Source organism: Rhodococcus sp. OK611, assembly GCF_003050885.1.
GTDB lineage: Bacteria > Actinomycetota > Actinomycetes > Mycobacteriales > Mycobacteriaceae > Rhodococcus_G > Rhodococcus_G oryzae.
In genome coordinates, this window is record NZ_QAOZ01000007.1 from 1 (window position 1) to 12,339 (window position 12,339).

General features: G+C 69.0%; 11 protein-coding genes. 3 read left to right on the forward strand and 8 right to left on the reverse strand.

Annotation, left to right across the window (positions count from 1 at the left end; translation table 11 throughout):
- Nucleotides 1–200 precede the first annotated feature (200 nt).
- Together C8K38_RS09975 and C8K38_RS09980 are read right to left on the reverse strand one after the other, a co-directional pair.
- A complete protein-coding gene (locus C8K38_RS09975) occupies nucleotides 201–2,555 on the reverse strand; it encodes an ATP-binding protein (RefSeq protein ID WP_097211356.1) in 2,355 nt (784 codons plus the stop codon).
- A 151-nt stretch (nucleotides 2,556–2,706) separates the two neighbouring features.
- Nucleotides 2,707–4,098: a glycine--tRNA ligase gene (locus tag C8K38_RS09980; protein ID WP_097211357.1), complete on the reverse strand. Its 1,392-nt coding sequence runs from the start codon at nucleotides 4,096–4,098 to the stop codon at nucleotides 2,707–2,709.
- Nucleotides 4,099–4,289: 191 nt separating this feature from the next.
- On the opposite strand from C8K38_RS09980, the gene C8K38_RS09985 reads away from it, so the two are divergent.
- Complete coding sequence (locus tag C8K38_RS09985) at nucleotides 4,290–4,658, forward strand: ArsR/SmtB family transcription factor (protein ID WP_257017393.1); 369 nt, start codon at nucleotides 4,290–4,292, stop codon at nucleotides 4,656–4,658.
- A complete protein-coding gene (locus C8K38_RS09990; RefSeq protein WP_072753901.1) occupies nucleotides 4,655–5,074 on the forward strand; it encodes a Fur family transcriptional regulator in 420 nt (139 codons plus the stop codon). The genes C8K38_RS09985 and C8K38_RS09990 overlap by 4 nt, the downstream gene beginning before the upstream one ends.
- Here the strand turns inward: C8K38_RS09990 and C8K38_RS09995 are convergent.
- On the reverse strand, nucleotides 5,071–6,096 hold the full coding sequence (locus C8K38_RS09995; RefSeq protein ID WP_097211359.1) for a cation diffusion facilitator family transporter: 1,026 nt from the start codon (nucleotides 6,094–6,096) through the stop codon (nucleotides 5,071–5,073). The genes C8K38_RS09990 and C8K38_RS09995 overlap by 4 nt on opposite strands.
- Nucleotides 6,093–6,512, reverse strand: a complete 420-nt coding sequence (locus C8K38_RS10000) for an ArsR/SmtB family transcription factor (protein WP_097211360.1) — start codon at nucleotides 6,510–6,512, stop codon at nucleotides 6,093–6,095. The genes C8K38_RS09995 and C8K38_RS10000 overlap by 4 nt, the downstream gene beginning before the upstream one ends.
- Nucleotides 6,513–6,638: 126 nt before the next feature.
- On the opposite strand from C8K38_RS10000, the gene C8K38_RS10005 reads away from it, so the two are divergent.
- A complete protein-coding gene (locus tag C8K38_RS10005) occupies nucleotides 6,639–9,251 on the forward strand; it encodes a hypothetical protein (protein ID WP_097211361.1) in 2,613 nt (870 codons plus the stop codon).
- A gap of 35 nt (nucleotides 9,252–9,286) precedes the next feature.
- Here C8K38_RS10005 and C8K38_RS10010 read toward each other — a convergent pair whose 3' ends face one another.
- Genes C8K38_RS10010 through C8K38_RS10025 form a run of 4 tightly spaced genes read right to left on the reverse strand, consistent with a single transcriptional unit; the run spans nucleotide 9,287 to nucleotide 12,220 of the window.
- Nucleotides 9,287–9,691, reverse strand: a complete 405-nt coding sequence (locus C8K38_RS10010) for a hypothetical protein (protein ID WP_097211362.1) — start codon at nucleotides 9,689–9,691, stop codon at nucleotides 9,287–9,289.
- Nucleotides 9,688–10,494 (reverse strand): isoprenyl transferase, encoded by an 807-nt coding sequence (locus C8K38_RS10015; protein WP_097211363.1) that lies wholly within the window; start codon nucleotides 10,492–10,494, stop codon nucleotides 9,688–9,690. Before C8K38_RS10015 ends, C8K38_RS10010 begins: the two co-directional genes overlap by 4 nt.
- Nucleotides 10,451–11,299, reverse strand: a complete 849-nt coding sequence (gene recO / locus C8K38_RS10020; protein ID WP_097211364.1) for a DNA repair protein RecO — start codon at nucleotides 11,297–11,299, stop codon at nucleotides 10,451–10,453. The genes C8K38_RS10015 and recO overlap by 44 nt, the downstream gene beginning before the upstream one ends.
- Nucleotides 11,300–11,353: 54 nt before the next feature.
- Complete coding sequence (locus C8K38_RS10025; protein WP_097211365.1) at nucleotides 11,354–12,220, reverse strand: alpha/beta fold hydrolase; 867 nt, start codon at nucleotides 12,218–12,220, stop codon at nucleotides 11,354–11,356.
- Between the last annotated feature and the right edge of the window lie 119 nt (nucleotides 12,221–12,339).

Below are 12,339 nucleotides of genomic sequence, written 5' to 3' on the forward strand. Positions count from 1 at the left end.
CGTCACCCTCTGGGGCCAGCCCTTCAGCATCGGCTGACCCCACCCAAGAACGCACCCGGACCACTCGGCCGCGCCCCTCACGCGACCGAACCCGGACGCTGAAGAACCGCAGGCGTGCGGTCCGGAACGCCCCCTCCCGGACCGCACGCCTGCGTGGTCTCCGACGGAACTGATCCACATTCGGGTGACGAGGGCCTGGGCTACCGGTGATTCTCGGCGACCCAGGCCACGATCTGAGTTCGGGAGGTGAACCCGAGCTTGGCCAGGATGTGTTCTACATGGCCCTGGACGGTGCGGGGTGAGAGGACCAGCATCGAGGCGATCACCTTGTTCGGATGGCCTGCCGCGACCAGTTGTGCCACCTCGGTTTCTCGCGGGGTCAACACGGGGGCGACCGGTGTCGTCCGGGGCTGGTCGGCGGGGCGGTCCCCGAGTGCGTACGCGACGGATTCTTCGAGGCTCATGGCGGCACCGGTGCGGAATGCCTCAGTGTAGGAGCGCTTTCCGAGCGCATCACGGGCCTGTTGCACGCATTCGTCGTGGTTCCCGAGCATGTACGGAAGGGGCACCGCGGCGGTGCCCACCCTCTGCGAGAGCGTCTCGGCGGCGCCCATCAGGACGGCCGCTCGAGTCGGCTTGTCTTCGCGTATCGCGATCCAGGCCATCGACTCCAGGCACCAGCCCGTCATGAGCGGGTCGTTGACCTGCCGGTTCAGTCGCATTGCCTGTTCCATCATGGTTGTTGCCCGGTCGATGTCGCCGGTCCGTAGCGCCGTCAATCCGAGGGCCCATGACGAGTACGCACGGAAGTAGGACTCACCGCGCGGGGTGGTGATCGCCAGCGTCTGCTCGTAACAGGCGACGGCCGTCTCCTCGTCCCCCAGAAGCCCGCTCGCGAGTGCCAGGCCCAGGAGGGCGCCCAGCTGTCGAGCGATTCGGAGCCCGGTTCGACCCGGGCCGGACCCGGCCGCGAAGTGCGCACCCGCGCTGGCGAGGGCGGCCTGGAATGGTTCGTATGCCGCGGCGAGGTCGCCCCTGAACATTGCCAGGTAACCCCTGGCGTAGTTCGCTGTCTCGAGCGACTCCGCGTCCCCCAGCTGCTCCGCGAGCGCGCAGCACTGCTGCGCCCGTGTCGTCGCGTCGCCGAGTTGACCCTGCATCCCCGCCAACACCCCGTCGTCGAACAAGGTCGACAGTCGTTCCGCCGCCTGCGCGGTATCGGAGGTCGACAGGGAAATGTCCATCCAATGCCGGGCTTCCGCCAACAGGCCCCGGCACGTCCAGAACAGAAACAGGGCATTGACGATGCGCACATTGACATCTGGATCGGTGCCGATCACCGGCTCGGTCATGCTGAATGCCAGTGCTTCCCGCAGGTTCGACTGTTCCCGGTCGAGTCGAGCGATCCAATCGGTCTGGTGGGGGCCGATCCACTCGGTAGCCGCCTGCGCTACCAGCCGTTCGTACCACCCGAGGTGCTGCCGCTGCGCCCGGGACAAGTCGCCGGATTCACTCAGCTTCTCTCGGCCGTAGTCGCGGATGGTCTCGGCCATGCCGAAGCGCACGACGTCCCCACACTCCTCACGGACCAGGATCGACTTGTCCACCAGCGACGCCACCGCGTCCAGCAGGTCCCCGGACGATTGTTCCTCGGGGCAGATACCCTCGGCCGCATCGAGTTCGAAACCACCGACGAAGACCGACAACCACGACCACAGCTCCCGCTCCCGCGCCGTGCACAACTCGAAACTCCAGTCCACACACGACCGCAACGTCTGCAGACGGGTCGGCGCGGATCGGGAACCAACGGTGAGCAGCTGGTACTGGTCGGTCAGGCGTTGCAGGATCTGCTCGGCAGACATCATCCGCAGCCGCACCGCCGCCAGCTCGATGGCCAACGGAAGTCCGTCCACCCTGCTGCAGATCCCGGCCACCGCAGCGCAATTGGTCTCGGTGAGCGCGAACTCGGGCAGGGCGGCGGCGGCCCGCGTGACGAACAGCGCCACCGCCTCGTACTGGGGCATGGCCTCGAGCGGCGGGGTCCGCTGCGCGTCCGGAACGGTCAGCGGCGGCACCCGCAGCACCCGCTCTCCGTGCACCCCGAGGAGCTCTCGGCTCGTGGTCAGGATGCGCAGCTCCGGACACGATCGCAGCAGTGCCTGCGCGAAATCCGCGACTGCCCCGAGCAGATGCTCGCAGTTGTCCAGGACCAACAAGGTCTGCCGGGTGGACAGATGATGGACCAGCAGACGGGACTCCGAACTTCCCGGCCGATCCGGTAGCCCGAGCGCCGCGGCGACCGCCTCAGGCAGCAACGCAGGATCGTGCAGGTCGCCGAGCGCGACAAACCAGACCCCGTCGGTGAACGACCGCCGCGAGTCCGCGGCGACCCGCACCGCCAGCCTGGTCTTGCCGACCCCGCCGATGCCGGCCAACGTCACCAACCGTGAGGTACCCAGCAACCGCCTCGCCTCGGCGATCTCCCGGCGCCGACCGACGAAACTGGTCAATTCCAGCGGCAGGTTCCCGAGCCTGCCCTTCACGGAGGTCGTCATGGAACGTCCCGTCGTGGTCTCGTGTGATCGAAACTACCCCTGGCAAATTATGGCAGGCCGATCGTGGACCAGCGAGAACGGCGAAGGGGCTGTCCCCGGCCGCTCGGCCGGGGACAGCCCCTTCATCAGAAAACTAGGTCACCGAAGAAGACTAGGCGCCGATCAGTCGCTGGGCCAGGTAGCCCTCGACCTTGTCGAGCGAGACCCGCTCCTGCTCCATGGTGTCGCGCTCGCGGATCGTCACCGCATGGTCGTCGAGGGTGTCGAAGTCGACCGTGATGCAGAACGGGGTGCCGATCTCGTCCTGGCGACGGTAACGGCGGCCGATGGCGCCTGCATCGTCGAACTCGACGTTCCAGTTCTTGCGCAGCAGCGCCGCGAGATCCTTGGCCTTGGGGGTGAGGTCGGCGTTGCGGCTGAGCGGCAGCACGGCGGCCTTGACCGGGGCCAGGCGACGGTCAAGGCGCAGTACGGTGCGCTTGTCGACGCCGCCCTTGGCGTTGGGCGCCTCGTCCTCGGAGTAGGCGTCGACCAGGAAGGCCATCAGCGAGCGGGTCAGGCCTGCTGCCGGCTCGATGACGTACGGGGTGTACCGCTCGCCGCTGGCCTGGTCGAAGTAGTTCAGGTCGGTGCCCGAGTGCTCCGAGTGGGTCTTGAGATCGAAGTCGGTGCGGTTGGCGACGCCCTCGAGCTCGCCCCACTCGCTGCCCTGGAACCGGAAGCGGTACTCGATGTCGACGGTGCGGGTCGAGTAATGCGAGAGCTTGTCGGCCGGGTGCTCGTACAGACGCAGGTTCTCCGGGTCGATGCCGAGGTCGGTGTACCAGGCGAGCCGGGTGTCGATCCAGTACTGGTGCCACTCCGCATCCTCGCCCGGCTTGACGAAGAACTCCATCTCCATCTGCTCGAACTCGCGGGTGCGGAAGATGAAGTTGCCGGGCGTGATCTCGTTGCGGAAGCTCTTGCCGATCTGGGCGATACCGAACGGCGGCTTTTTGCGCGAGGTGGTGAGCACATTGGCGAAGTTGACGAAGATGCCCTGCGCGGTCTCGGGCCGCAGGTAGTGCAGCCCCTCCTCGGTCTCGATGGGGCCGAGGTGCGTCTTGAGCATCATGTTGAAGTCGCGCGGCTCGGTCCACTGGCCGACGGTGCCGCAGTCCGGGCACACGATGAGGTCCATGGACACGTCGTCCGGATTGTCGAGGCCCTTCTTCTCCGCGAAGGCCTCCTGCAGGTGATCCTGGCGGTGCCGCTTGTGGCAGTTCAGGCACTCGACGAGCGGGTCGTTGAAGACCCCGACGTGGCCGGATGCGACCCACACCTCGCGCGGGAGGATCACCGAGGAGTCGAGGCCGACGACGTCGTCGCGGCTGGTGACAATGTTGCGCCACCACTGCCTCTTGATGTTCTCCTTCAGCTCGACGCCGAGCGGCCCGTAGTCCCAGGCAGACTTGGTACCGCCGTAGATCTCACCGCAGGGGTAGACGAGCCCCCTGCGCTTCGCGAGGTTGGCGACGGTCTCGATCATGGACTTGGGTGCCACTTGGGGAGCTCTCCATCTGGGTAATAGATGCTGCGGTCACGTGCGGTTTTCTGCGCCCCAGCCTATCTGCCCCGTCGGGCCGACCGAAATCTCCCCATTTGACATGCGCATCCATGCATATCAAAATGGAATCGATTTGCAATAAGGCGAGCGGGGCCCGCCGCGGGATCCGACGAGGAGGTGGGTGCGGGGTGAGCATCAGCGATGCCGACGATCTCCACGCCGTCGAACACGTTCCGTCCGGCTCCAGGCCGCCGGCCGCCCTGCCGAGCAAGGACACGCTGAGCGCGGCGGGCGACATCCTGCGCGCCCTGGCCGCCCCCGTGCGGATCGCGATCGTGCTGCAGCTGCGCGACGCGGAGCGCTGCGTGCACGAACTCGTCGAGGCGCTCGGCGTCACCCAGCCGTTGATAAGCCAACACCTGCGGGTGCTCAAGTCGGCGGGCGTCGTGCGCGGCGAACGCAACGGCCGCGAGGTGTTCTACCGCCTCGTCGACGACCACCTGGCCCACATCGTGATCGACGCCGTCGCCCACGCCGAGGAAGGACCGAGACCGTGACCGAGAAGAACGACAGGCGTAACCCCGTCGTGGTCGGCGTGCGGGCCACCAAGCAGCGCAGCGCGATCTCCGCACTCCTCGACGAGATCGACGAGTTCCGCTCCGCGCAGGACCTGCACGACGAGCTGCGCAAGCGCGGCGAGGGCATCGGCCTGACTACGGTCTACCGGACGCTGCAGACCCTCGCCGACGCCGGCACCGTCGACGTCCTGCGCACCGACACCGGCGAGTCGGTGTACCGCCGCTGCTCCTCCGGCCATCACCACCACCTGGTGTGCCGGTCGTGCGGGTTCACCGTCGAGGTCGAGGGCCCGACTGTCGAGCAGTGGTCGCAGTCCATCGCCGACGAGAACGGCTTCACCGACGTCAGCCACACCGTCGAGATCTTCGGTACCTGCCGCAACTGCTCCGCCTAGCGCCCGCTCGATTCCGCGCCTGTCGCTCGGGACACCCGCGTCAGCGGGTGCGCGGGATAGGCGTGCACCAGGGCGGTCGAGACCTTCGGGACCGCTTGGGTGAGTGCGTGTTCGGCTCGATGGGCGATCCGGTGCGCGTCCTCGAGACTGGTACCGGCGTCGATGTCGAGTTCGGCGTCGGCGTGTAGCCGGTGACCGATCCACCGCATCTTCAGGCTCCGGACCCCCGCCACCCCCGGCTCGGCGGCGAGCGCACGCTCGCAGGCATCGACCAGATCCGGATCGACCCCGTCCATCAACCGACCGAACACCTCGCGCGCGGCGCTGATGAGCACGATCAGGATCGCGGCTGTGATGAGCAGGCCCACGATGGGGTCGGCCAACGGGAATCCGAGGGCGACGCCTCCCGCGCCGAACAGCACTGCGAGCGAGGTGAATCCGTCCGTGCGTGCATGCAGGCCGTCCGCGACCAGGGCAGCGGATCCGATCTGCCTGCCGACCCGGATCCGGTAGAGCGCGACGAGCTCGTTGCCGATGAATCCGACCAGCCCGGCCGCAGCCACCCATGCGAGGTGCTCGATCGGCACCGGATCGAGCAGCCGACGCACGGCCTCGTACCCCGCGATCAGCGCGGACAGCGCGATCATGGCGAGCACGAACAGGCCTGCCAGGTCCTCGGCGCGGCCGAACCCGTACGTGTAGCGGCGGGTCGCGGCACGCCTGCCCAGCGCGAACGCGATCCACAGCGGGACGGCGGTCAGCGCGTCAGAGAAGTTGTGGATGGTGTCGGCCAACAGCGCCACCGACCCCGAGACCGCGACGATCGACAGCTGGACGAGTGCGGTGACACCCAGCACGACCAGGCTGACCTTGACCGCCCGGATGCCTATCGCGCTCGATTCGAGCGCGTCGTCCACGTTGCCGGCCGCGTCGTGGCGGTGCGGGACGAACACCTCCCGCACGGCGGAGCGAAAGCCGCCACGGTGCGCGTGCACGTGACCCTCCTGGTGTTCGTGCGTCATGCTGGGCCGCCGATCTCGCCGACCGCCGCCTCCCCCGCGGCATCGGCGTGCAGGACCCGCAACCCGCTGTCGGTGCGGTGATGTCCGGGTATGCCAGGACCGGCGTGCTCGGCGTTGAACACCGCGTCGGTCACCAGCTGGCGCACGTGGTCGTTCTCGAGCCGATAGAACACCGTCGTGCCCTCGCGGCGCGTCCGCACCAGCCGCGCCATCCGCAGCTTCGCCAGGTGCTGCGACACCGACGGCGCCGGCTTGCCGACGTGCGCCGCCAGCTCGTTGACCGAGCATTCCCGATCGACCAGGGCCCACAACACGTGCACACGGGTGGCGTCAGCCAGCATCCGGAACACCTCCACGACGAGGTCGACCTGGTCGTCCTGCAGCCGCCGCCGGCAATATGCATTATCTGCATTCATACGTAGATATTACGCCCGTCGATCCCCGAAAGCGGCGCCCCGGCGTCAGCGGACATTCGCGACGCACAACTCCGCTGCGCTCCTGGGGCATATAGATTTTGGGGACATCCAGGGAAGGATCGAAGAATGGTTCGTGATGTCGTGCGCCGTGCGCGCGAGCTGCTCGAGGTAGGTGATCAGGAGCAGGCGCACGCGATCCTGGCTCTGGCGCTGGATGCGCAGGGACGTGCCGCCGAGGACCTGGACGCAGTAGCCGTGGCCGAGGCGACGGGGATGCTCCTCCGATTGGAAGCCCCGTCCGAACCACGCGATGCCCTCGAGCGACGCATCGCGAGGATGACCGAGCTCACGGACGGCTTCGATGCCGACACCGTCCGGGAGGCCCGCGCGCTCGCCGAGCTCGAGGCGATCGAGTGGATCCACCGGCACGAGCTCGATGACGCGATCGTGCTGGTCGATGTGCTGCGAGCGGCGGAGTCGTTCGCAGCACGTCACATCGGGGACGATCAACCGCTCGGTGTGCGGCAGGCCCGAGCGGAGGCAATGCTCACCGCCGAGATCCTGCGGCGGCACCTGGGACGAGATCGCCATCGGGTGGCGGTCGGCCTCGAGACGCTGGCGCTCACGCTCACCGCGGAATCCGACGAGCGGTTGCGTCATCTGCGCATCAATGCGCTCTATCGGGCGGCACAGATCCGCTACGACATCGGAGATGACCCGGAGTCCGCGATCACGCTGATGCACCGCGTGATCGCCGAGGCCGAGCCACTCCCCTCGGCGCGGGCGCTCCTGCACGCCGCATCGCTCTGCCTGGTCGACGACGAGATCAGCCGGGGATTGCCTGCGGCGGTGGCGATTACCCACGGCCTGCGTGCTCTCGATGTGCCCGTCGCCGATCCCGGCTTCGAGGCGGCCGCCGAACAGGCCCGGCATCTCGACCAGGTGCTGGAGCGGCTTCCCGACACCGAGCGCGACCTTGCCGCCGTGGAACACTCGACCGCACTGGTGGACCGCTATGCCGCCTGTGCCGCCGAGGACGCGCGTGAGGCGGTCCTGTGGTGGGTGCTCGGGGGTGTTCCCGAGGACGCAGGCGCGGTGACGACGGTGGATCGACAGATCCTCGCCCACGCCGACCGCGCGTTCGGCACCGATACCAGCCCGGTCACGGCGGGGGCACGGGCGCGCGTGGCATCACGACTCGCCGAGGTGACCGCGCATCTCGGCGACCCCGAGATGGCCGTGCAGCTCTACGAACGGCTCGAAGCGCGATTCCCCGGGCACGAGACCGACGAGCGTCTTGTTGTGCCGCTCGCCCTGGCGATGGTCGACCGAGCGCTTCGACTCGCCGACATCGGCCGCCGTGGCGATGCCCTCGAGGTGCTGAAGCAGGTGCCGCACCGGTACGCCAGGGCCGCCGGCGTGCCCGGCGTCGCGGCCGCGATCGCCCAATCGATGTACTGGCGGGGACGCCTCCTGCGGGAAGCAGGCGAACTGGCCGAATCTCGCGGTGTCATCCGCGACACCGTGAATCGCTCGGCCCACGACGCCGACGCCGACGTCCGCCTGTGGGCGGCCAACTCACTCTTCTCCGTGTGGCAGTCACCCGGGCTCGATCCGACCGAGATCGATGATGCGCTGCACCGCTTTGCGGATCTGTTTGCCGCCGATCCAGACGTGCGCATCCGCCGCCTGGACGCCCGGCGCCGCCTCACTCAGTCGACACGCGCGGCAGAACGAGGCGAACGCGAGTTGGCGGCGACCCTGCTGCGGGGCCTGGTCACGAACCACGCGGACAGCGGCGACCCGGACACCCGCGACACCGTCGACCTCGCGACCGAGAATCAACGGATCCTCGCGATCTCCTCCCCCACCGATGCGGCCCCCGCCTCGGCGGGAGAGGCCCGCTACCGCGATCTTCGCGAACGGCTGTACGAGGCCGACAGACTGGTCGACGAGGGGCGACGCGCGGACGCCGAAACGCTGCTCGCGGCGGTTGCGGCCGACACCGGTGCGGACCCCGACGAGAACATCGTCATGCTCGGGCTCGCGGCGCTGGACGTGCTCGGAGGTCTGTTGGTCGACGCCGGGCGGTGGGAGGAACTCGTCGCCGTCGCACGCGGTGCCGCCCTGCGCCGCCCCGGCCTCGACACCCGCGCACGGCGGGTACACGCGCGTGGCCACCTGAGGCTCGGCATCGCGCTCGCCCGACTCGGCGAGGAGCGTGCCGCGATCGAGGCCTACGAGGCGCTCGGACGGCTCGCCGACGGATCGACCGACGGCGACATCGTGAGCGCCCGCGAAGTGGCCGCCTACAACCGCGCCGTTCTGATCGACGATCTGGGCGACCCGGTCGCCGCGATCACCGCCTACGACCACGTCCTCGCAGTCCACGACCTGTCCGTCGACTCCGCGGAACGCCGGCTCCGCCGTGTCAAGACACTGCGCAACAAGGCGCTACTCCTGACCGGTCTCGGCCGCCTGCACGAGACGAGCAACGCCCACCGGATGATCCTGGACATCGCGGGTGCCTTCCCCGATCCCGAGGTCGCCGAGCGAGCCCGCAAGTCCGCCTTCGACCTGGCGGCCTGCTACTCGCGGCTCGGCCAGCATCGGGCGGCTTCGGACCTCTACACCTGGATGCGCTCCGCCCGCCATCTCGGTTTCACCCGTGACGAACTCAAGAGCATCGCACGCTCCGCCAAGAACGCGGCCCGTGAATCCAAGCGCGCACATCGGTGACGAGTGGATCCCGATCGCGCACCTGAGCGCGGCGGCTAGGGCAGCAACCCCTGCCGACCCTGATCCGCGCCCGAGAGCACCAGCAGCAGCATCGTGGTGAGCGCCTCGTCCTCGAGCCCGGCGGCCGGGAAGGTGTAGCGCAGGATCACGTCGGCCAGCTTGCCGCGGGTGATCACTGTGATCGACCCGAACTGCATCATCGAGTTCTTCTCGGCGACCTTCTTGTGCAGCGCGGGCTTGACCGGACGGTCCCAGGCCAGCACGGCGGTCACCGACAGCACGTCGAGCCCGGGCGCGAGGTTCACCGCCCGCAGCGAGCACAGCGCCCCCGCGTACTCGAAACCCAATGACCCGTCGTCGGATTCGCGCACCTCCACGAAATGCGCGAGCGCGTCACGGGCGCGGACCTGCAGCTGCTCGGCGGTCCCGGCGTCCGTCACTTCACTCCTCCGAACCTTCGGTCGCGCGACGCATACTCGACGCACGCGGCCCACAGGTCGCGGCGGTCGAAGTCCGGAAACAGCTTCTCCTGGAACACCATCTCCGCATAGGCGGACTGCCAGATCAGGAAGTTCGACGTGCGCAGCTCACCCGAAGGTCGCAGGAACAGGTCCACGTCCGGCATGTCGGGCTCGTCGAGATACTTCGCGACGGTCGCCTCGGTCACCTTCTCCGGGTTCAGCTCGCCCGCCGCCACCCGACGCGCGATCTCCCGTGCCGCGTCGGCGATCTCGGCGCGGCCGCCGTAGTTCACGCACATCGTCAGGGTCATCGTGGTGTTGTGCTTGGTCAGCTCCTCGGCGACCTCGAGCTCCTTGATGACGCTGGCCCACAGCCTCGGCCTGCGCCCCGCCCAGCGCACCCGCACACCCATCTCGTGCATCTCGTCGCGCCGACGCCGGATCACGTCCCGGTTGAAGCCCATCAGGAACTTCACCTCCTCGGGACTGCGCTTCCAGTTCTCGGTGGAGAACGCGTACGCCGAGAGCCACTTCACGCCGATCTCGATGCAGCCCTCGAGGGTGTCCATCAGCACCGCCTCGCCGCGCTCGTGACCCGCGGTGCGCGGCAGGCCCCGCTCCTGGGCCCAGCGGCCGTTGCCGTCCATCACCAACGCGACGTGCCGCGGGATCAGCTCGGGCTGCAGGATCGGCGCCCTGGCGCCGGAGGGGTGGGGGGCCGGGGGCCGGATCACGCGGTTAGGCGGAGCTTGCGGTTCGCGTCGTCGAATCACGGTCACCATCCTGCCCGACCGGACGGGGTGGCCCCGCCACCGCCCGCGGATCCGCGGTATCCACCTCGGCCGCGGCGTGCGGGCGTGAGCGCTCGATCAACGGCAGGGTGCGCAGCTGACGCTCGAGGTGCCACTGCAGGTGCGCGGCGACCAGCCCGCTGGCCTGCGCGCGGACCGCGGCCGTGACGGTCTCGGTGTTCGCCCACTCGCCGCGCGCGAGCGCGTCCATCAGGTCGAGCACGCCAGGGGAGGGTGTCGCCGAGCCAGGCGGTCGGCAGTGCACGCAGACCGCCCCGCCCGCGGCCACGTGGAAGGCCCGATGCGGGCCGGGTGCTGCGCACCGCGCGCACTCCTCCAGCGCGGGCGCCCAGCCGGCGAAACCCATGGCCCGCAACAGGAACGCGTCGAGGATCAGCTCGGGTGGCCTGGCCTGCTCCCCCACCGCGCGCAATGCGCCGACGGTGAGCTGGTGCAGCCGCAGGGCCGGGGCCCGCTCCTCGCCCGCGAGCCGTTCCGCGGTCTCGAGCACCGCGCAGGCGGTGGTGTACCGGCCGTAGTCGTCGACGATGTCCCCGGCGAAGGCATCCAGGGTCTGCACCTGGGTGACGATGTCGAGGTTGCGGCCGGGGTAGAGCTGCACGTCGATGTGCGCGAACGGCTCCAGCCGGGCACCGAACTTGGACTTGGTGCGGCGCACACCCTTGGCCACCGCCCGCACCAGCCCGTGCTGGCGGGTCAGCAGGGTGACGATGCGGTCGGCCTCGCCCAGCTTGTGCTGGCGCAACACCACCGCGTGGTCCCGGTACAACCTCACCAGGAAAGTGTCCCACGATGCGGGGACAATCCCGGACCGCCCGCGCTCACCCGGTCAGCCCAGGCGTTGCCCGATCAGCTCGGCGAGCCGGTCCGGCGCCTCGAGCTGCGGCCAGTGCCCGATGCCGGGTAGCCCGGTCACCGCGGCGTCGGGGCGCAGCTCGAGCAACCGCGCGGGCATCTCGGGGACGGCGATGGGGTCGCACTCGCCCCAGATCAGCGCCAACGGCTCCGGGTACTCCACCAGCCCCGCCGTCCACCGATCCTGATGCGCCCGGCGCTCGAGAATGTAGCGGTTCTGGCGGGGCAGCAGCCGCCCGCCGCCGTTGCGCTCGATGGCCTCGATCAGGGCGTCGATGGCGCCGGCCGGAGCGGGCGCGCGCGGCGAGAAGCTGCGGTCGATCGCGCGGGCCAGCAGCCAATGCGGGGGTGAGAAGGGCAGCGCCCGCGCGGGCAGGCGCAGCATCGCGCGCTGGCCGGACGTCAGCTGCGCGAGGTCGATGAAGATCGAGCCGTTGGTCAGGATGACCTGCTCGGGAACGAACCCGAGGACACCGAGATTGTGGCGGTACATCAGCTCGGCCACCACGGTGTCCCCCATGTCGTGGGCGATCAGCACGCAGCGGCCGATACCCAACCGGCCGAGCACGGCCTCCACCAGGTCCGCCTGCTCGAACAGCGAGTAGCGGGCCGAGGTCGGCTTGTCGGACAGCCCGAACCCCAGCAGGTCGAGCAGCACCACCCGCCGACCGGACCCGAGCCGCTCCGCCACCTCGGCGAAGTCGTGCGACGAGCCGGGAAACCCGTGCACCATCACGAGCGGAGCGCCGGTGCCCTCCCCTATCTCGACGACGAAGATCCGGTTCCCGTCGACCTCGAGGTGGCGCCCACGCCGTTCCCAGGCCCTCAAGTCACCGCTCATGACTCCTCCGATGTTCGCGCTGGGCCCAAAGCTACTCACCCGGCACCGAATCCTGACGCGAAAACCTGGCGGCCGACACCGGCCGGAGGTACTGTTCGTTCGAACGAACAGTCATCGGG